Below are 20,432 nucleotides of genomic sequence, written 5' to 3'. Positions count from 1 at the left end.
CGCGGCGCTCATGCCGCTGCCTTCACGGGTGCGAATGTCTTGGCGTCGTCGATCTTCAGCGTGGCGCTCACGCTGCCGGTCCGCCCATCTTCAAACTTCACCTGGGTTTCGATGAACTGGCTGGTCTTGCCTTCGTACAGCGCGTCCACCAGCACTTGGTACTTCTCGGCAATAAAGCCGCGGCGCACCTTGTTGGTTCGGGTCAGTTCACCGTCATCGGCGTCCAGCTCCTTGTGCAACACCAGAAAACGGCTGACCTGGCTACCCGCCAGCAGCGCGTCCGCGCTCAAGTCGGCGTTCACCTTCTCCACACACTCCTTGATGAGCTGGTAGACCTCGGGCTTTTGCGCCAGGTCGGTGTAGCCGGCGTACGGCAGGTTGCGCCGTTCGGCCCAGTTGCCCACAGCATCAAAGTCGATATTGATGAACACGCACACTTTTTCGCGGCCATCGCCATAGGCCACCACTTCCTTGATGTGCTGGAAGAACTTGAGCTTGTTCTCCACGTACTTGGGGGCAAACATGGCGGCGTCGAAGGCACCGCCCTTGATGCGGCCCACATCCTTGACACGGTCGATGATCTTGAGATGACCGTGCGCATCAATAAAGCCAGCATCGCTGGTGTGGTACCAGCCGTCGGTGGTCAACACTTCGGCCGTGGCAGCGGGGTTCTTGTAGTACTCCTTGAGCAGGCCGGGCGACTTGACCAGAATCTCGCCGTTGTCCGCGACCTTGATCTCCACCCCTTCGCAGGGCACGCCCACGGTGTCGGCGCGGGCCTGGTTGTCGGGCTGCAGGCAGACGAACACGGCGGTCTCGGTGGAACCGTAGAGCTGCTTGAGGTTGATGCCAATGGAGCGGTAGAAAGTAAACAGGTCGGGGCCAATGGCCTCGCCCGCCGTGTAAGCGACGCGCACCCGACTGAAGCCCAGGGTGTTGCGCAACGGGCCATACACCAGCACATTGCCCAGCGCGTACAGGGCGCGATCACCCGCAGACACAGGCAGACCGTCCATTAGCGCGGGCCCCACCTTCCGGGCCACACCCATGAAGTAATGGAACATCTTGCGCTTGATTGCACCCGCATCCTCCATGCGGATCATCACCGTGGTGAGCATGCCCTCGAACACGCGGGGCGGCGCAAAGTAGTAGGTGGGGCCGATTTCTTTCAGGTCAATGCTGGCGGTTGCGCTGCTTTCCGGGCAGTTCACCACATAGCCGCACGACAGCCACTGCGCGTAGCTGAAGATGTTTTGTCCAATCCACGCCGGGGGCATGTAGGCCAACACATCTTCGTCGCTGGTCAGGCGGTCGAACTCGGCCCCGGCACGGGCACGGTTCAACAGCGAGTCGTGGGTGTGCACCACACCTTTGGGGTTGCCCGTGGTGCCGGAAGTAAAGAACATCGCAGCCACATCGGTGTGTGCAATCTTCGCCACTTCGTCTTTGAAGAACCCGGTGTGCAGCGCTACAAACGCCTTGCCGGCAGCCTGCAGTTCGTCCAGCGCGGCCAGGCCGGGCTCATCGTAGTTGCGCAGACCACGCGGGTCATCAAAGTAGATATGGGCCAACTGCGGGCACTGCTCCCGCACTTCCAGCAACTTGTCGACCTGCTCTTGGTCTTCGGCAAACGCGAAGCGCACTTCGGCGTTGTTGATGGGGAACACACACTCGGGCGCCGCCGCATCTTGGTACAGCGGAATGGGAATGGCACCCAGACTTTGGGCTGCCAGCATGGTGGCGTACAGGCGGGGTCGGTTGGCGCCCACCACCACCATGTGGTCACCACGGCGCAGCCCCGCTTGGTGCAGGCCGGCGGCAATCTGCTCCACCATCTGCACCAAGTCGCCCCAAGTGAGCGCCTGCCAAATTCCATACTCCTTCTCACGCATGGCCGGCGCCTGCGGGCGCTGGCTGGCGTGCTGCAGCAGCAGCTGCGGAAATGTCGTGTGCGTACCCATTGCGTGTCACCTCGTTATGGCCCAAGGCATGCGCCCATGGGCTTTGGTATGGGGCGAATGGTAGGACTGCATTTGACGCCAAGTTGTCGTTTGAATGACAATTTGCGCATTTCTCGGTAGGTGTTTTCCCTTCACTTATTGGCAACTTACAAGGCCTGCCCATGACCGCCGACCCCAGCCTGCACCAGCGCCGCCGCCCGCTCACCGAGGCCGAGTTGGCCGCCATTCCCTGGCTGCAATTGCTGCTGCCCGACGAGCGTCAGCGTGCTATAGACGACCTGCGCATTGCCGAGGCCGCACCCGGCGAATACCTGTGCCGCATGGGCCGCCCGGTGACCTATTGGTTTGGCGTGGTGGATGGCTTGTTGAAGATGAGCAGCGACAACGCCGAGGGCCAAACCATGACCTTCACCGGCGTGCCACCGGGCGGCTGGTTTGGCGAAGGCACGGCCCTCAAGCGCGAGCCCTACCGCTACAACATCCAGGCCCTGCGCAAGAGCCATGTGGCCGGCCTGCATGTAGACACCTTCCACTGGCTGCTGGACCACTCGATTGGCTTCAACCGCTTTGTGATGAACCAGCTCAACGAACGCCTGGGCCAGTTCATCGCCGCGCGCGAGATCGACCGCATGACCAACCCCGACATCCGCGTCGCACGCAGCCTCGCCTCCCTCTTCAACCCCGTGCTCTACCCTGGCGTGGGCGAAGTGCTGCGCATCACCCAGCAGGAGCTGGCCTACCTGGTGGGCCTGTCACGCCAACGCGTGAACGAAGCGCTAAACGCACTGGAAGCGCAGAACTTCATTCGCGTGGAATATGGGGGCCTGCGGGTGCTGGACCTGCAGGCACTTCGGTCACGGGTGTTTACACGTCAAATTGCGTCTTAGCGCTTATGGAATCTGCGCGAGCAGCTATTGTTTTTATAGTGCTTTGATTGGTTTACTGGAGGTTTCGCGCCACCGTGTGGGCGGGGCAGGCGGCCCGGGCATCCGTTCTCCGGCCTTGTTGCGGGCGGCTGCTTTTGGTGGGCCCGCGTTGTTGCGTTAACGCGTTGTTTGGCGCGCGGTCTCTGCGGCAACCGCAAGTTTTGGCCTGCGCCCGGACACCCAGACCACCTACCCAATAGTCCGTTTTGCGGGGCGGAAGCCAACGTTAGTCAAGTCACCCGAATCGAGGATTGCCAATCCTCGCTACCATAAGGTGTTGGTTGCCGCCGTACAACGACACAAAACGGTTTCGCCGCAACGCAATCTGGTCGTCTCTTCTTCAGATTCAATAGCATGAGTTCCGCCGAGCACTCTTGGACAGTTGTACTTCAGCGGTCAGTTTTTGGCTGGATTGTCGGAGGCACAGTGCTCTTGGGCACCGTTATTTCCCTATCAATGCTGATCATGAGCGCTGTGGGGAGCGAATTGAACTCCCAATGGGTTGCCTTTGCCGCCTTGCTTTACTACGGTTTCTTTTTTGGTTCCTTCGTAGCCGCTCACGGATTTCTTCTGATATCTGTGCTCGGGTTACTGATACTGCCGTTCCAACCCATTCATTGCAAGACCGTAACGTTAATGGTAAGTGCTTTCGGCTTGTTGGCGGCTCTGCAAGTTCTTATGCCAATTTACTTCAATAGAGCATTCCTTGGGGGCAATTAAGGAATTCCTTCAATGCTTGAGCGACTCATAAATTTGCTAGACCTACCAGATGCTGACTACTGGGCAGATGTAGGCAGCTGCGATGCTCGCGCACTTATAGACCTGAGCCCAGCCATGCTTCTTTCGCAGATCCGCCACCAATGGCAGTCGTGGCCTGTGATGCGGCAAGTACATCTGGCCTATATCCTTGGGGAGAGCTCGATCTCAATCGAGAAAGAGATTCTCATTGAGATGGTTGAGTCCGGCAATTCGAGTGTCGCGGTGTCCGCTCGCGAGGCTCTGCGTTCTATACGGTCCAATGAAACATGACTGGTCGGCCCACACGGGCGCAACGACTGCTTCGGAACAAGTCGGAAGTCCGCGTTCAGCCTGAATCTGACTCTCATGCCGAACGCATGCGTTGAACACAAGGCCAGTGGTGGGTGCCGCGGACGCAGGCTTCATTTGCGGTTGCCACAGAGCCAGCACACCAAAAGCAGCCGCCCACAAGGTGAGCCGGAGAACGCGCGCCACGCCGGCGGCCGTGCGCAAGCGATGTATTCTCCCCCGGCACCCCTCACTCCCGCCCCAGGCGCAGCGGCGTAAGCGTTTCAGACAAGATGTTTTGCGCAAGCGCCGCCATGCATGGCTCTAGCCGCTGCACCCGCGCATACACATGTCCGAATGCGGCCAGACAGCGCTTCACATCCACCGTACCGTTCCCCCCAGCGCGCCATCTCGGCCGCGCACACAAGGGGAGTGACACATGGACATGGTTCTTTTGCATGGCAGCTGGCATGGCGCGTGGTGCTGGCACAAGGTGGTGCCGCGGCTGGAAGCCGCTGGGCACCGGGTGCTGGTGCCGGACTTGCCAGCGCACGGTACGCAGTGGCGCTGGCTGCGCGGACGCACCACGCTTCACCACATGGCACGTGCCGTATGCAACCTGCTGGACACGCTGCCAGAACCCGCGCTGCTGGTGGCGCACAGCCGGGGTGGCATTGTGGCGTCTACCGTGGCCGAGATGCGGTCCGACAAGGTGGCGGGCTGTGTGTACCTGGCGGCCTATTTGCTGCGGGATGGTGAGCGGGTAGCGGACTACTTTCGCCAAGACAAAGACTCCCTGGTGCGCCGCCACATCCAGATCAGCCGCAGCACGCTGACCGATGCGCTGCCGCCGGCCGCGCGGCAGGCCACGCTGTATGCTGACTGCGATGCAGCGGATGTGGCGCTGGCGCAGAGCCTGCTGACGCCCGAACCCTCTTTGCCCGCGCTGACCCGGCTGCGGCTGACGGACAAGCGCTACGGCCGCATACCGCGGCATTACATCGAACTGACGCAGGACTGCGCCATCACCCCCGCGCTGCAACGCCGCATGGTGGCGCAGTCGCCCTGCGCGTCGGTGCAGCACATTGAGGCCAGCCACTCGGCGTATTTCTGCCAGCCGGTGGCGCTCAGCGCCGCGATTTTGCGGGTGGCCGCGCCCCAGGCACCCTTGGGCTGAGGCGCTGCGGGGCCGGCGGGAGAACTTGCAATTAAGTGCTAAATTGGCACCCAGCCCTCGTAAAATATGCGCAAGCAGCTCCTAAAAATATAGCAACCATGACCGACCAGACTCCTCCCCGCCCCACCCTGCGCCGCGCGCCCGCGCCGCCCAGCGCCGCCGCCAGCCCGGCGGGTGTGCGCCGTGCGCCACCGCCCGCCCGCCCCTCCGGCAACCGCGCCATTCCGGCCGGCCAGACCAACACCGCCGCCCAGGGCGCGGGCGGCACGGTGCGCCTGAACAAGCGCATGGCCGAGCTGGGCCTGGCCTCGCGCCGCGAGGCCGACGACTGGATCGCCAAGGGCTGGGTGAAGGTGAACGGCAAAGTAGCTGAGATGGGCATGCAAGTGCTGCCCGGCGTGCGCATCGAAATCGACAAGCAGGCCCAAGGCCAACAGGCCAACCAGGTCACCATCCTGCTGCACAAGCCCATCGGCATCGTCAGTGGCCAAGCCGAAGACGGTCACGAGCCCGCCATCAAGCTGATCCAGCCGCAAAACCGCTGGGCCGACGACAACGCGCGCTTCTTCTTCCACGGCAGCCAGCTCAAGAGCTTGGTGCCGGCCGGCCGCCTGGACATTGACTCCACCGGCCTCTTGGTGCTGACGCAGGACGGCCGCGTGGCCCGCCAACTGATTGGCGAAGACTCGGTGATGGAGAAGGAATATCTGGTGCGCGTGGCCTACACCGGCGTCGCCAATCCCGCCGCTGCCAACTCGCCTGCAGCCACCTACGGTGGCAAGGCGCAACAGCTAATCCGCCTGGACGATGACGACCCCGTCACCAGCGATGTGCAGTCCGTCTTTCCGGCGGACAAACTCCAACTGCTGCGCCACGGCCTGCGCTTGGACGACCAGCCGCTCAAACCCGCCAAGGTGGAGTGGCAAAACCCCGAGCAGCTGCGCTTTGTGCTGACCGAGGGCAAGAAGCGCCAGATCCGCCGCATGTGCGAGTTGGTGGGCCTGCGCGTGGTGGGCCTCAAGCGCGTGCGCGTGGGCAAGGTCATGCTGGGCAACCTGCCGGTGGGCCAGTGGCGCTATTTGCAGCCGCACGAAAAGTTCTAACGTCTTTCCAAAAGCATCCATGCCCCTGCCCTCGCGCCCCAAGGCCTTGCAGCACTTCCGCGCGGCTGACTTGCGCGGCGTGGTGCAGTTGGCCACCCAGGCCACCCGCGGCGTGGCCCGCATGGCCGAGGGGGTGCACCAGTCGGTCTGGGGCAGCCTGGGCGTGCCCGGCGGCAAGGCTGAGGGCACCACACGCGGGCTGACCGGGCTCATTTACCAAACCGTGCAGGGTGTGACCCAACTGGTAGGCAGCGGTGCCGATGCCATCCTGACCCGGTTGCAGCCACTGCTGGACGCGGCGGATGCGCAAGCGCCCGACACCCCGCAGCGCGAGGCGGTGCTGGCTGCGCTCAACGGCGTGCTGGGCGACCGCCTGGCCGCCAGCGGCAACCCGCTGGCCACGCGCATGCAGCTGCGCCACGCGGGCCAGCGCCTGGACTGGGCCACCCCGTCCACGCTGCCAGCCAACACCACCGTGGGCGGCAAGCTGCTGGTCGTCATCCACGGCCTGTGCATGAACGACTTGCAGTGGACGCACACCACCGCTGGCGGCGAGATGCGCAGCCACGCCACCGCCCTGGCCGCGCTGGGCTACACCCCGGTCAATGTGCGCTACAACACCGGCCTGCACACCTCCGACAACGGTGCGCACCTGGCGGCGGAGCTGGCCCAGTTGGTGGCCCATTGGCCCGTGCCGGTGACAGAAATCACGGTGCTGGCGCATAGCATGGGCGGGCTGGTCACGCGCAGCGCGGTGCTGCAGTCCGTGCCCGCCGCAGCGTGGCGGCAGGCGCTTAAAAACATCATCTTTCTGGGCACGCCGCACCACGGCGCACCGCTGGAACGCGCGGGCAACTGGGTGGACGTGGTTTTGGGCGCCACACCCTACGCGCGCCCCTTTGCCAAGCTGGGGCAGCTGCGCAGTGCCGGCATTACCGACCTGCGCTATGGCCATGTCAGCCCAGAAGACTGGCAGGGCCGCGACCGCTTCCAAAAGGGACCGGACCGCCGGGTGCCCGTGCCGCTGCCCGAGGGCGTGGCCTGCTACACCGTGGCCGCCACCACCGCCAGCCGGCGCGGCGCCCTGGCCGACCGGCTGCTGGGCGATGGCCTGGTGCCGCTGCGCAGCGCGCTGGGCCAGCATGACGACGCGAAACGCAGGCTGGTGTTTGCCAAACCCAGCCAGTGCATTGCCTACCGCATGAACCACATGGAGTTGCTGCACCGGCCCGAAGTGGCGGCGCAGTTGCTGGCCTGGCTGGCGCCGCACACGCCCGCTGACTAAACTTTGTTTTTGGGGATCGGTTCCCCATCCAGCCCTGCGGGCTGGGTGGGTTCATAGCCCTGCGGGGGCGCCTCCGGCGCCGCTTTTCCGTCCTGCAGCAGCCCACCCACGCTGGCCTCCCACAAGCCCCATGCGGTATCGGTGTCACTCTCGGAAACCTCAGGCACTGGCAAAGGGTCCAGCAAACCGTCGTATGGCTTGGGAGTTTGGGAGGGTGTGGCCGCCCGCTTGTCGGAGGGCGGCAGGGGCGGTTGCGGTTTCATGCGTTGGGCTTCCCTGAGGCTTTTTTGCAATGTAGCGCGAACGCTCACGCAGGGGAAGGGGTACGCGCAAGCCCCTCGGCGCTACTCTTCTTTAGCCAAGCGGGAACTCCGCTCGCAATCCTCCAGCGCCAGCAGCAGGCTGGTGCGGTGGTCCCGGGCAACGTCTTGCCAATGCAGGCCGGAAATCGCTCCTTCCAGGGCCCACAACAGATTCAGGCTGACATGCGCACCGGAACGCTTGATCCGCACATAGGCCGCCACCGCGCCCAGCGCCTTCAGATCGGCCAGCGTGTGAATACCCGCACGCGCCAGCATCTGCTGGGACTTGGGGCCCAGATTGGGCAAGGAGGCAATGGCGTTGGCGGTCTGCATGGCGTCAATGTAGCCAGAATGCTGCGCTCTTGAAACCCAGCCCCTCGCCCATAATTGCGGGTTGCCCGCGCCGCAGGCGCCATGTCTGGCGGTGCACATCGTTTTTTGAGACTCAGAGACTGACTTATGACCAAGCAAACCATGAATTTCCAGGCCGAAGTGGCCCAGCTGCTGCACCTGGTGACGCACTCGCTGTACTCCAACAAGGAAATCTTCCTGCGCGAGCTGATCTCCAACGCATCCGACGCCTGCGACAAGCTGCGCTTTGAGGCCATCAACAACAGCGGCCTGTACGAGAACGACCCTGAACTCAAGGTCAAGGTCACTTTCGACAAGGACGCCAAGACGCTCACCATCACCGACAACGGCATCGGCTTGTCACAGCAAGAAGCTATCGACAACCTGGGCACGATTGCAAAGAGCGGCACCAAAGACTTTGTGAGCAAACTCACAGGCGACCAGAAGGCCGATAGCAACCTCATTGGCCAGTTTGGCGTGGGCTTCTACTCCGGCTTCATCGTGGCCGACAAGATCACCGTCGAATCCCGCCGCGCTGGCCTCAAGGCGGATGAAGCGGTGCGCTGGGTGAGCGATGGCGGCGCCAGCGGTGGCGGCGCGTTCGAAGTAGAGAGCATCACCCGTGAAGCGCGCGGCACCAGCGTCATCCTGCACCTGCGCGAGGACGCATCCGACTACCTGCAGACCTGGAAGGTCAAGGGCATCATCAGCAAGTACTCCGACCACATCAGCCTGCCCATCATGATGGAAAAGGAAGAGTGGAAAGACGGCGAGTTGATCAACCCCAGCGACGAGAACGGCGGCCGCCAGCCCGGTGGCATGGTCAAGACTGGCGAGTGGGAAACCGTCAACAAGGCCAATGCCATCTGGAGCCGCGCCAAGAAGGACGTTACGCAAGAGCAGTATGACGACTTCTACAAGCAGATCAGCCACGACTTCGAGGCGCCCTTGGCCCACACGCACAACCGCGTGGAAGGCAGTACCGAATACACCCAGCTGCTGTATGTGCCCGGCAAAGCGCCCATGGACCTGTACAACCGCGACCGCAAGGGCGGTCTGAAGCTGTATGTGAAGCGCGTCTTCATCATGGACGATGCCGAAGCCCTGCTGCCCGGCTACCTGCGCTTCATCAAGGGCGTGGTCGATAGCGCTGACCTGCCCCTGAACGTGAGCCGCGAGCTGCTGCAGGAAAGCCGCGATGTGAAGGCCATCCGCGAAGGCAACACCAAGCGCGTGCTCTCCATGCTGGAAACCCTGGCGAAGCAAGACAAAGTGCCTGAAGCTGGCGCCGATGGCGTGACCGACGTGCTCAGCGCCGAAGAAAAGGCAGAACAAGACGCCAACGCGGGCAAGTACACCAAGTTCTATGCCGAGTTCGGTGCCGTACTCAAGGAAGGCTTGGGCGAGGACTTCAGCAACAAGGAACGCATCGCCAAGCTGCTGCGCTTTGCCAGCAGCACCAGTGACACCGTGAGCGTGAGCCTGGCCGACTACAAGGCCCGCATGAAGGAAGGTCAAGAAGCGATCTACTACATCACAGCCGACACGCTGGCCGCCGCCAAGAACAGCCCGCAACTCGAGGTCTTCAAGAAGAAGGGCATCGAAGTGTTGCTGATGACCGACCGCGTGGACGAGTGGGCCCTGAGCTACCTGCACGACTTTGACGGCACACCGCTGCAAAGCGTGGCCAAGGGCGCCGTGGACCTGGGTAAGCTGCAAGACGAAGCCGAGAAGAAGGCCGCCGAAGAGGCCGCCGAAGCTTTCAAGCCCGTGCTGGCCAAGCTCAAGGAAGCACTCAAGGAGAAGGCCGATGACGTGCGCGTGACCACCCGCCTGGTCGACAGCCCGGCATGCCTGGTGGTGCAAGATGACGGTATGAGCACCCAGTTGGCCCGCATGCTCAAGCAAGCCGGCCAGGCCGCACCCGATGTGAAACCCGTGCTGGAGGTGAACGCCGACCACGCGCTGGTGAAAAAGCTCGATGGCAGTGTGCACTTCCACGACTTGGCCCACATCCTGTTTGACCAGGCCCTGTTGGCCGAAGGCGGCCTGCCGGCCGACCCTGCCGCGTATGTGAAGCGGGTGAATGCCCTGCTGGTGTGATGGCAGAGGCGAAATAGGCATCAAATTGACCGAAAACCCCTATGGATACTGCGTAAAAAGCTATTAAATTTGTAGCAACCATCAGAATGAGCCCCACCGCCACCTGGCGTTTGGGGCTTTTTTGTACCGGCGCATCCGGCGCGCGACGTCCACCACCCTGACTCGCTGGACTATGCTCGCCATCTACGTGGACATGAACTGTGGTACCTCTATGAATACGCGACATTGGGCAATCGGATGCTTGATGGGTGGATGGCTTGCGCTCACGCCGGTGCAGGCAGAGAACATCACCTGGCTAAGTTCCGACTTCCCGCCGTTGGCCATGCCAGGGGCCAGCCCGGCGCAAAAGGGCTATATGGACAAACTGCTGCAACAGGTGCGGAACAAGCTGCCCCAGCACCAGTTTGCAGAAGAGGTGCTCCCCTGGCCTCGGGTACTGTTTCTGGCGCAAAGCGGTGGACCGTATTGCACCGCCATGGCAGCCCACACCCCGGAGCGTGAAGAGTTCTTACGCTTCACCGTACCCTATGGCTATGTGTACCCGGTCGGCGTGGTGGCCAGGCTGCAAGACAAAGGACTGTTCAGCCGCTTCGTGAACCCTGATGGAGAGTTGCGCCTGCACGATCTGCTGCGCACCACAGAGCTGCGCATCGGGGTGGCAGGACAGAGAACCTATGGGGCCAAGATCGATAGCATGCTCGGGCCTCTGTTGCAGTCCGGTGCGCGCCAGGTGTTTACGGTCCACCAGGACAACTCCACCAAATCGCTGATTGGCATGCTGAAGAAAAAACGGTTTGACTACACGCTCTCCTACCCAGGGGAAGCTGCGTTCTATGACAGCCCCGTTGCCAACTTGCACTTCTACCCCATTGCCGGCAATAGCGATCTGCTGGCCGGGCGCTTCAGCTGCACCAAGAGCGCGCAAACCGATCGCAGTTTTGAAGACTTGAACCGGCTGGCCTTGTCCATGCGCAAGGACAATACCCTACTGGACTCCTACGAGCGGTGGCTGCCGTCGTATCTGGTCCAGCCTTTCCGTGCCCGGCTGGAGCGCCAGCTGGCAAGCCCACTGCCGTGAGCACGCGGCGGCACCGAGAACGCATCCACTTCAGGGGGTAAGACGCCCGACGACGGCCCACCGGCCAGCCTGCCGCGCCATTACCACAGCCTCTGCGGAAGCCGGAACCACACCTGTCAGGGCTGTGATGTTGACCTGGTGGGTCACCACAACCAGCAAACCGCTGCCTTGCCAGCCATCCAGCAGCGCCCAGGCTTCGCGGGTTTGAACCGGGGCGCTATCGGGCTCCCCGAAGAAGGAATTGAACGCGGCTTGGTCTACCCGTTGTCCGGGAAATGCCAGGTCAGCGGTTTCGCGTGTGCGGCACCACTGCGAGGACCACACCGCGTCCACCGGCACGCGCTGCTGCCGGAAGAACTCGCCCATGCGCAGTGCTTGCTGCCGACCTTCTTCGCTCAAATTGCGTTGGGTCCGGCAATCGCGCAAGTCAAAACCGGCGGGATCGCCGACACCGGGCGCTTGGGCATGGCGCACCAGCACGACACGCCCAGCTTGCAACGCGGGGGACGGCAACTCCGCGCCAGCCATGCCCACCCCCAGTGCCACACAAAAACCCAGTAAGAGCGCCCTCCGGGAAGGCGCCACAGCCAACCTTCGACGATGTTTGGAGTTCACTAGCACTCGCATGGCCGGACGCATGAGCCACACCGACTCAGGCCTGGCGCTGGTCTGCAAAGCGCAGCTTGATGGCGGCGCGGGCCTCACGGGCAGCCATCAGGGCGGCCACACAGTCGCCGTCCAGCTGGCCAGCATCAACCTCGCGTTGCAGTTCTTGGGCTACTGCGGCGTCATCCCATGAATCTTTGTAGGTGCGCCGGTTGGTCAGTGCGTCGTACACATCAGCCACTGCCACAATGCGGCCTTCCAGAGGAATTTCCTCCATGGTGAGCCCGCGCGGGTACCCAGAGCCATCACCGCGCTCGTGGTGGGTGGCCACGATGTTGCGCATGATGCGGGCGGGCAAACTGTCTTGCATGCCCATATCACGGGCAATGCGGTCGATGATGCCTTCGCCAAGGGTGACATGGCGCTTGATGACTTCATACTCCTGCGCATCCAGCCGCCCGGGCTTGAGCAGGATGTGGTCCGGGATGCCGACCTTGCCAATGTCATGCAAGGACGCAAAGAGCTGCAGGTACTCGATGAATTCATCCGTCAGCCCGTACTTGTCGGCCAGCGCACGCGCCATGATGCGTGAGTAGTACGCAATGCGCTCCAGGTGCTGGCCGGTTTCAAAATCGCGAATGCGGGCCAGATCCACCGCCACCTGGATCGTGCCCACCAGACCGTGCACCAAGCGCTTTTGCAGCAGGTAGAGCTGCGCGATCAGGTCGGAGAAAAGATCCAAAAACCGCGCCGCGTCCTCGTCAAATGCCTGCGCTTCCTTGGAGTCGTAAAACAGGAACGCGGCCAAGGCACCGTCTTGGTAGACGGGTGTGGTGTAGCTGGAGCGATAGTCTTGCGCCTTCAGCCAGCTGGTGTGCAGACTGTTGGAACGGAACGTCTCCGCAATATCACCCACCAGGCGGTGCTGTCGGGTGCGAGCCAGTTCAGCCAGCGAAGGCACATCACTCAGTGGCACTTCGTACTGCTTGAGCAAGGTGTCGTCTTTGTTGCTGCTGACAAAAGTCTTGAGCAAATCGGTGGCAGGGTCGTAGAGCACCACCGCAACGCGATCGATGAAGGTGTAACGTGCGCTGATCAGGCTGTGAACTGCGCGCAATTGCTCGGAAAGGCTGTGGGCCACCGCCCCCATGCCGTGGTACTGTGGGTGAATCGAACTGGAATCTGTCAACGCTGGCATGGCAGGATTGGACCACGGCCAAACGGCTGCGACAATCCAAGGCTCCTATGTCCGAGCACTCCACCATGCCAACCTTTTCTCGCATTACCGCCCTCACCCTGGCCCTGGCCTGTGCCAGCAGCTGGGCACAGAACGCCACCACCACCGCTTCCGCCAAAGAAGAGGGCGCCGTGGTCAGCAGCACGGGGCTGGTCTACCGCCCCCTGAAAGAAGGCAGCGGCGCCAGCCCCAAGGCCACCGACACCGTGAAGGTGCACTACCGCGGCACCTTGCCGGACGGCAAGGAGTTCGACAGCTCCTACAAGCGCGGCGAGCCCGCCGAGTTCCCGCTCAACCGCGTGATCGCCTGTTGGACCGAAGGCGTGCAGCGCATGAAGCTGGGTGGCAAAGCCAAGCTCACCTGCCCACCGCAAATCGCCTATGGAGAGCGCGGTGCCGGCGGCGTGATCCCGCCCAATGCCACGCTGCTGTTCGAGGTGGAACTGCTGGGCATCAACGGCAAGTAAACCCGTGCCTCAGAACGGGGCCTGTGCGAGCCCGCACAAGGTAAAGGTCGAGCCTTTCCCCTCTTCGGATCGCAAGCGGATATCGCAACCCAGATAGGTGGCCTGGGCCTTGGCAATCGCCAGGCCCAAGCCATGGCTTTCGCTGGCCTGCCGGTCGTCAAAACTGCGGTAGGCCTCAAACAATTGGGGCTGCAGATGGCTGGCAATGCCCGTGCCACTGTCGCGCACCTCCATGCAGAGCTGGCGGCCTGCGGGGTAGTCCATGCGCCAACGAGTACCCACATACACGGCCCCGGATGGTGTGTGCTTGAGGGCATTGCTGACCAGGTTCTGCAGAATGGACTCGAGCAAACGCCGGTCGGTCCACACGGTCACATGGCGGCGCTGGCTGATGTCGGCGAAATGCAAACGGATGCCTTTGCTGCGCGCCTGCTCGCTAAACAATCCGTGCAAATCCGCAAATACCGATTGCAGGGCCACCTGTTCCATGCGCAATTGCAGGGCCCCGGACTCCAAGCGTGAGAGCTCCAACAAGCGGGACACCTGCCCGTGCAATTCGGACAACGCCTTTTCCATTTTGGGAACCACATTGGACAAGGCCGCAGAGTGGGCTGCGGGTTCGGTGTGTTGCAACACCCCCAGGTACAGGCCCATGGCGCGAATGGGTTGCTTCAGGTCGTGGCTGACTCCGGCCAAAAACAGCGATTTGGTCTGGGATGCCCCCTCTGCCGCGACCTTGCGTTCCCCGAGGTCGGCAATCAGCTGCTGGTTTTCGAAGCGCAGGCGCACAGTCTCGCGGTGCATGCGATGGGAGTCATGGGCATACCTGGAAATAACGCTCAGGAACACCACGGTCATGCCGGCCAGCAGCAGTTGCTCTGTTCCCCCCGCTTGCACCATGATCCACAAATAAGGCAGGAGGATGGGAAGCACGAATGCATAGAACGCAGGAAGATGAACCGCCAAGGGCGTGACGGCCACACCAATCAGCCCTGCAAAAATGGACCCTACCAGCAACTGCGCCGTGGGTTGATGGGTGTCGATATACATCGCGCCAAACGCGCCCCATGTCAGCCCGGACGCCAGGGACGACCAGGTATAGACCTGCAGCACGGTGGCCTGGCGATATGGCTCTTCCATGTGGGGGCGCGAGTGCCACATGTACAGCTCCCGCGCCAAGTTCGCCACCACGGCAAAGCCCACCCACGCAGCAAGCAGGGCATTGGGCACATGCCCATGCATCAGCCACGCGCACACAACGGTCAAAAAACTTACCGCCGCCAGGGGGAAATGCAGGTCGAAGACAAAGTAGTGGGCAAATGCGCGCTGTTCATACTGCGCGAGGGGGGTGCGTTCGCTCTTCGTGGGCATGGGGCAGACTCTACAACTCCATAATGCGCGACTATGCCATCCATTCAAGTGCTCATTGCCGAAGACCATGCCCTGCTCGCCGATGCCCTGGAGTTGCTATTGGGCACGCAGGCGGACCTGCAGTGCGCGGGGATTGCACGCGATGGCGCGCAGGCGCTTGCCCTGGTGCAGGAGCTGCAACCCGACGTATTGCTGCTGGACTTGGGTCTGCCCCAGCTGGATGGCCTGGCCGTCATGCAGGCGTTGCGCACAGCCCAATGCCCCACCCGCACCCTGGTGGTGACAGCCCGCATGGACGCGGCATCGGTGCGGGCTGCGCTGGCACTGGGTGCTGCGGGGTACGTGCCCAAAAATGAAAGCAGCCACGAATTGCTGCAGGCCATCCGGCGCATTGCCCAGGGACGACGGTACGTCAGCAACGAAATTGCGGCCCTGTTTATCCAGGAACCTGCGGCGCCCGGGCCTGAGACCAAACTCACCCACAGTGAAACCGTGATCCTGAAACTGGTGGGCGAAGGCCTGACCAGCAAGGAGATGGGTGCCAAGCTGGGCATCAGCGAAGCCACTGCCCGCAAACACCGCGAGAACATCCGCAGCAAACTGGGCCTGCGCAACAGCGCCGAAATGGCGGCCTACGCCATACGGGCTGAGGGCGGCAACACGGTACCAGGACCGCTGTAAACGGCCACAGGCCCTACCGCGCAAACCATCGGCCCGGCCTACGCCCGAGTGCGTATTGCGCGCCGGACTTGTTTGTGGGTAGCATCGCCTGAAGCTCCGCGACGTTGCCACCGCACGCGCCCCACTCCAGGAAAGCACCCCATGTCTCACCGTCGCAGCATTCTTCAGGCTCTGGGCGCTGCCAGCCTGTCCTCCTACATGGTGCAACTGATGGCCATGGGCACACATCCGCTGGCGCCTGGCATCCGAAGGCTCAAAGGCTCTGTGCAGATCAATGGCAGCCCTGCCAAGGAAGGCCAGCTGGTGCTGACGGGCGACACAATTACCACCGGCAAAGCCAGCGAAGTGGTGTACGTGATGGGCAACAACGCCTACCTCATGCGTGAAGACAGCCAAGTGCAGTTCGCCAGCGAGGGGGTCACCGGCATTCTGCGACTGGTCACTGGCAAGGTGCTTGCGGTGTTTGGCCCGGGCAACAAGCGCATCGTCATGCCCACCATGACGGCCGGCATCCGCGGCACGGCCTGCTACATTGAAACCACCGACACCCAAACCTACTTTTGCCTCTGCTACGGCACCGCCGACCTGACACCGGCTGCGGACCCAAGCCAGGCGCGAACCGTGACCACCCGTTACCACGACTCGCCTTTTTTTGTGGGCATGGACGCATCAGCGCCCTTGCTGAAGGCTGCCCCGGTCATCAACCACCGCGACCACGAACTCACCATGCTCGAAGCCCTGGTGGGCCGCCGCCCGCCCTTTGCGGGCCAGGAAAGTTTCAGCTACTAAGCCGCCACCACTGCCATGATGCATCGCCTTGTATGTGTGAGCCTCATGCTATGTGCCCACGCCTGGGCACAAGCACCCGCAGCCCCCGAAGACGGCCCCGCGCCTCCTGCGCTGGTGGCCGAGCTGTTTGAAACCGTCGTCAAACTGCCTGTGACCGTGCAGCCCCTGTACGGCGGACCGCACCAAGGTGAGATGGTGCTTACCCACTTCAAGCCGCCGGGTGACGGTCCCTTTCCTGCCGTCGTCATGCAGCATGGCCGCGACGGCACCCAGCGCGCCACACCGGCGCGCTACCGCTACACCGATGTGGCGCGCTACTGGACACGGCGCGGTGTGGCGGTGTTTGTACCCACCCGCGTGGGCTATGGGGACAGCGGCATGGCGGTGGACCCTGAGTTCACGGGCGACTGTGACAAGAAGAACTACGACGTGGCCGCTGCGGCTACCAATGTACAAACCTTGGCAGCGATTGACTTTGCCACCAAGCAGCCTTGGGTACTGCCCAACAAGGTGCTGGTGATGGGTCAATCCATGGGCGGCTTTGCCACCGTGGTGGCCATGGGTGCCAAGCATCCATCTGTCATCGCTGGCATCAACTTCGCCGGCGGCGGCGGCGGAGACCCCGTGAACCGGAAAGCCAATCCTTGCGGCTACCACCGCTTGGCCAACACTTTTGAGAAGGCCGGTAAGGCCAATGGTGGCAGCACCCCCATGCTGTGGCTGTATGCCGAGAACGATCTGTTCTGGGGCGCCGACATTCCACGCAAGTGGCACGAGGCCTACACCAGCGCGGGTGGCAAGGCAGAGTTTGCGGCCTTCGGCCCCGTCAGCACCGACGGGCACAGCCTGCTGTCCAAGGGCCTGCCGCTGTGGCGCCCGGTGCTGGACCAGTTCGTCGCCAAGCTGGGCATCGCGCCCCCCAAAGCTGCGGGGGCCCCGCCTGCCAGCGGATATGCCGCTATCGATGACGCCAGCAAACTCCCCAAAGTGAAGCAAGACGTCAAGGACAGCGGCTACCTCCGCTTCCTGACCACCGACCTGCCCCGCGCCATGGCTATCGGCCCCAAAGGTGAATGGGCGTTCTTCTCGGGTGACAACGTCATCCAGCGCAGCCTGGAGCGCTGCGCCCAAACCGCCAAGACCGCCTGCAAGCTCTATGCGGTGGATGACAGCGTAGTCTGGACGGACTAATGCCGGTGCCAAAGCAGTGTTTTCTACGCAGAACTGCGTAGAAAACTGCTGCCGCCTACGCACTCAGACGCATTGCGGCTTGCCCCTTGGAGTTTTAGCCTCTCCCTTGAAGTTTTCGAACTTCGCCACCGGGCACACCACCCACACTTCAGGGAGTTTTCTATGCATATCCGCAACCCACGTTGGACCACGGTCTTCAATGCGCCCGGTCAACCCCGGACTAGCCGGCGCAAGGCTTTGGGCCATGCCGCATTGGCCGGCACCCTCGCACTCGCAGCGTTGCCGGCAAGCGCCAGCTTCACGGTGTACACAGACCCAACCAGCTTTTTGGCGGCTACCGGCGCAGTTCAGAGCACCAACTTCAATGGCTATACCGCAGACGTGTCGGCCAACAACCTGGATTTCGGTGCCTTTACAGCGCGCGGTCATTTCACGTTGGACGCACCGAGCCAGACCTATTACACCGATGGCAGTACCAACCTGCATCTCAACACAGACTATGGTGGATGGGGTGATTTTCAGTTTGACCAAGGGCTGATGGCATTCGGTGCATGGTTCGCAGGAATCAACCCCACCAACAGGCCCTATTCCCTCATCAGCGTCGACGCGAATAGCCTTGCCGGCTATGGCTCGTACAGCCACGTGGGCGAATACCTGCCGCCCACCACGGCAGGCGGCACCTTGCGATTCATCGGCTTCACATCCACCCAGGCGTTCAACCGCATCGTCTTCGAGGGTGCGGGCTGTTGCATGAGCAGCTACGCCATGGACAACGTGGTGTATTCGGCAGCCTTGGCGCCAGTCCCCGAACCCGAAACCTACGCCATGCTGTTGGCCGGGTTGGGGCTGATGGGAGCCGTGGTGCGACGCCGCAGTGCCAAGGCAGCCGTGTGAATATCGCCATCGGAAGAGACAACCCATGACCAAACACTTCCTCTCCCTCGCCCTTCTCACTGTGCTAACCGCCACCGCACAGGCCCAACCTGTCGTACGCGACGGCGTGCTGGCCGACGCAGCGGGCCGCACGGTGTACATCTTTGACAAAGACACGCCCGGCAAGAGCAACTGCAGTGGCGGCTGCCTGACGGCTTGGCCTGCATTTGTAGCCAAAGAGGGTGCGGCGCCCGCAGGCGACTTCACGCTGATCGACAGCAACGGTGCCAAGCAGTGGGCCGTCAAAGGAAAGCCGCTGTACTACTTTGTGGGCGACACCAAACCCGGTGACCGCAATGGCGAAGGCAGCGGCGGCGTGTGGCACACCGTGGGGGGTGCTGCCAAGGTATCCGCAACGACTGGAAGCTACTGACGGTCGTTGAATCTCGTTCGCTCACCTCTACTGTGCACATGGCAAGAACGATGACTTGGGCATGGCCACTTCCACCCAATGTAGAAGCCCCGGGACCAACAGCGAACGGAGAGCGACAGCCATCACAACAGGTTCAACGAACAACTTCTAAGGAGACATTGAAATGAACAAACCTTGTTCTTGCTTTGCTTTGGTGGCACTCTTCAGCTTGCCGATTTCCCCGGTACTGGCGCAGCAAACTGCTGCGACCGACGGGAAAACCGACACCGTGGAGTTTCCAGAAAAGAACTCGGCTGATCGCAACGCTACGCCAACCCAAGCGACAGCCTCCTCCGGCCCGGGCATTTCGAACTTAACCACCCGCGGCACACTCACCGGTAACGTTACGCAGTCAAGCAATACCATCCGATCAGCAAGCCAAACCCTCTCTATTGCGGGCCAGAATGATGCAACTAGTGGTGGAAATGTTTCGCTAACAGGCGTAGTTACGGCACCGGTTAGTCAAATTCAACGAGGAGCAGGCAGCAACCAGCAAACTATCGGAGTTGGAAGTTTGACGGGCTCCAGTGTCGGCTCCGCAAACACCAATGGCACGATCAGCGGCCCCGGCGTGACCCAAATTAGCGATGGTGGTGGAGGAAGAATCGGCGAGTTCAATGGTGGTGGACAGTCCGTTGGTGTAGCAAACATCAGCGGCAGCCAGGCTTCCAGCATCAACACGCGTGGCTTGATCAATGGAAGCATCACACAAGACCAACGGAGCTCATCTGGCGGCATTCAGTCGATCACCGCAGGTGCCGTGAATCGTGTAGATGCTGCAGGACAAGTGTCTACCAATGGCACCATCAATGCAGCCGTCAATCAAGTCAAGACCACGACAAACAACCAGACCCAGACCCTGGACGTCGGAAGCGTCATTGGCGGCAGTCCGACCAATGCGAGAACAAATGCAACGCTGAATGGCACGGCTACCCAGGACGCAGGAGCGGCCTCGGATTCAACCCAGACCATTCAAATAGGCAGCGTGGTGGACTCCAGGGGCAATACTGCCACTTCAGCGGGTAGTTCAGGAACGATCTCTCAAGTTCAGAGAAACACAGCGAACTCCAATCAGAAGATTGCAATTGGGACTGTAGAGCGCTCTGGCAACCAAGTGACCACTGAAGCCTTCACCACGAACGCCATCTCCCAAGAAGCGAAGTCTGGAGAAAGAATCACACAAACCATCAGCGTTGGTAGTAGTCAAGAGACGAGTGCAGTGGTGAGTACGAAAGCTTTGGTGAGCGGCCGCCTAACCCAAAGTGCTGCAGCCGGCGACGACATCACGCAGACTATTAACCTGGGCAGTGTGCGCGGGACCTCCAGCGGAAGAGTTGCGACTGATGTCCAAATCAGCGGAGACATCAACCAGCAAACCAGTGGTAGCAGCCAACGGCAAACAGTGATCGTCGGCGGCGTCGAGGGACGTTGAA

The 20,432-nt window shown here is 62.0% G+C and carries 19 protein-coding genes; 13 read left to right on the top strand and 6 right to left on the bottom strand.

The genetic code is table 11. From position 1 onward, the window contains the following. Window positions 1-8: 8 nt before the first annotated feature. Window positions 9-1,961, bottom strand: coding sequence for a long-chain fatty acid--CoA ligase (locus CHU94_RS16395; RefSeq protein ID WP_094481838.1), 1,953 nt, complete (start codon window positions 1,959-1,961; stop codon window positions 9-11). A gap of 161 nt (window positions 1,962-2,122) precedes the next feature. On the opposite strand from CHU94_RS16395, the gene CHU94_RS16390 reads away from it, so the two are divergent. The 4 genes from CHU94_RS16390 (at window position 2,123) to CHU94_RS16365 (ending at window position 7,478) form a co-directional block, all read left to right on the top strand. After that, complete coding sequence (locus CHU94_RS16390; RefSeq protein ID WP_094481836.1) at window positions 2,123-2,848, top strand: Crp/Fnr family transcriptional regulator; 726 nt, start codon at window positions 2,123-2,125, stop codon at window positions 2,846-2,848. 1,504 nt (window positions 2,849-4,352) lie between these two features. Continuing rightward, window positions 4,353-5,090 (top strand): alpha/beta fold hydrolase, encoded by a 738-nt coding sequence (locus tag CHU94_RS16375; RefSeq protein ID WP_094481830.1) that lies wholly within the window; start codon window positions 4,353-4,355, stop codon window positions 5,088-5,090. 98 nt (window positions 5,091-5,188) lie between these two features. Then, a complete protein-coding gene (locus tag CHU94_RS16370; protein ID WP_094481829.1) occupies window positions 5,189-6,193 on the top strand; it encodes a pseudouridine synthase in 1,005 nt (334 codons plus the stop codon). 19 nt (window positions 6,194-6,212) lie between these two features. Further along, window positions 6,213-7,478, top strand: a complete 1,266-nt coding sequence (locus tag CHU94_RS16365; protein ID WP_094481827.1) for a triacylglycerol lipase — start codon at window positions 6,213-6,215, stop codon at window positions 7,476-7,478. Here CHU94_RS16365 and CHU94_RS16360 read toward each other — a convergent pair. Beyond that, window positions 7,475-7,741: a hypothetical protein gene (locus CHU94_RS16360; RefSeq protein ID WP_094481825.1), complete on the bottom strand. Its 267-nt coding sequence runs from the start codon at window positions 7,739-7,741 to the stop codon at window positions 7,475-7,477. The genes CHU94_RS16365 and CHU94_RS16360 overlap by 4 nt on opposite strands. A gap of 81 nt (window positions 7,742-7,822) precedes the next feature. Continuing rightward, on the bottom strand, window positions 7,823-8,113 hold the full coding sequence (locus tag CHU94_RS16355; RefSeq protein WP_094481823.1) for a TfoX/Sxy family protein: 291 nt from the start codon (window positions 8,111-8,113) through the stop codon (window positions 7,823-7,825). Between the two features lie 126 nt (window positions 8,114-8,239). On the opposite strand from CHU94_RS16355, the gene htpG reads away from it, so the two are divergent. Together htpG and CHU94_RS16345 are read left to right on the top strand one after the other, a co-directional pair. Continuing rightward, window positions 8,240-10,234 carry a molecular chaperone HtpG gene (gene htpG, locus CHU94_RS16350; protein ID WP_094481821.1) on the top strand — a complete coding sequence of 665 codons (1,995 nt, stop codon included), beginning with the start codon at window positions 8,240-8,242 and terminating at the stop codon, window positions 10,232-10,234. Between the two features lie 244 nt (window positions 10,235-10,478). Beyond that, window positions 10,479-11,312 carry a transporter substrate-binding domain-containing protein gene (locus tag CHU94_RS16345; protein ID WP_094481819.1) on the top strand — a complete coding sequence of 278 codons (834 nt, stop codon included), beginning with the start codon at window positions 10,479-10,481 and terminating at the stop codon, window positions 11,310-11,312. 30 nt (window positions 11,313-11,342) lie between these two features. Here CHU94_RS16345 and CHU94_RS16340 read toward each other — a convergent pair whose 3' ends face one another. After that, on the bottom strand, window positions 11,343-11,858 hold the full coding sequence (locus tag CHU94_RS16340) for a histidine phosphatase family protein (protein WP_217901329.1): 516 nt from the start codon (window positions 11,856-11,858) through the stop codon (window positions 11,343-11,345). Between the two features lie 106 nt (window positions 11,859-11,964). Then, window positions 11,965-13,116, bottom strand: coding sequence for an HD domain-containing phosphohydrolase (locus CHU94_RS16335; RefSeq protein ID WP_217901328.1), 1,152 nt, complete (start codon window positions 13,114-13,116; stop codon window positions 11,965-11,967). A gap of 65 nt (window positions 13,117-13,181) precedes the next feature. On the opposite strand from CHU94_RS16335, the gene CHU94_RS16330 reads away from it, so the two are divergent. Then, the gene (locus tag CHU94_RS16330; RefSeq protein WP_094482811.1) at window positions 13,182-13,622 is read left to right on the top strand and encodes an FKBP-type peptidyl-prolyl cis-trans isomerase; all 441 of its coding nucleotides are present in this window, start codon (window positions 13,182-13,184) and stop codon (window positions 13,620-13,622) included. 9 nt (window positions 13,623-13,631) lie between these two features. Here the strand turns inward: CHU94_RS16330 and CHU94_RS16325 are convergent, their stop codons facing one another. Then, complete coding sequence (locus CHU94_RS16325; protein WP_176452061.1) at window positions 13,632-14,993, bottom strand: HAMP domain-containing sensor histidine kinase; 1,362 nt, start codon at window positions 14,991-14,993, stop codon at window positions 13,632-13,634. A gap of 33 nt (window positions 14,994-15,026) precedes the next feature. Here CHU94_RS16325 and CHU94_RS16320 point away from each other — a divergent pair, with 33 nt between their 5' ends. The 6 genes from CHU94_RS16320 (at window position 15,027) to CHU94_RS16295 (ending at window position 20,431) form a co-directional block, all read left to right on the top strand. After that, window positions 15,027-15,674 (top strand): response regulator transcription factor, encoded by a 648-nt coding sequence (locus CHU94_RS16320; protein ID WP_094482809.1) that lies wholly within the window; start codon window positions 15,027-15,029, stop codon window positions 15,672-15,674. Window positions 15,675-15,815: 141 nt separating this feature from the next. Continuing rightward, on the top strand, window positions 15,816-16,463 hold the full coding sequence (locus tag CHU94_RS16315; protein WP_094481811.1) for a FecR family protein: 648 nt from the start codon (window positions 15,816-15,818) through the stop codon (window positions 16,461-16,463). A gap of 18 nt (window positions 16,464-16,481) precedes the next feature. Next, the gene (locus CHU94_RS16310; protein WP_217901327.1) at window positions 16,482-17,654 is read left to right on the top strand and encodes a dienelactone hydrolase family protein; all 1,173 of its coding nucleotides are present in this window, start codon (window positions 16,482-16,484) and stop codon (window positions 17,652-17,654) included. Between the two features lie 162 nt (window positions 17,655-17,816). Beyond that, a complete protein-coding gene (locus CHU94_RS19575) occupies window positions 17,817-18,548 on the top strand; it encodes a PEP-CTERM sorting domain-containing protein (RefSeq protein ID WP_255034006.1) in 732 nt (243 codons plus the stop codon). 25 nt (window positions 18,549-18,573) lie between these two features. After that, entirely contained in the window at window positions 18,574-18,960 is a 387-nt protein-coding gene (locus CHU94_RS16300; protein WP_094481807.1) for a hypothetical protein, read from the top strand. 163 nt (window positions 18,961-19,123) lie between these two features. Beyond that, window positions 19,124-20,431 carry a hypothetical protein gene (locus CHU94_RS16295; RefSeq protein ID WP_141211481.1) on the top strand — a complete coding sequence of 436 codons (1,308 nt, stop codon included), beginning with the start codon at window positions 19,124-19,126 and terminating at the stop codon, window positions 20,429-20,431. Window position 20,432: the final 1 nt, after the last annotated feature.

Origin of the sequence: Rhodoferax sp. TH121 (assembly GCF_002251855.1) — a bacterium.
Classification (GTDB): Bacteria; Pseudomonadota; Gammaproteobacteria; order Burkholderiales; family Burkholderiaceae_C; genus Allorhodoferax.
Note: the sequence above shows the minus strand (reverse complement) of the source record. Positions and strands in the feature narration are given on the sequence as shown.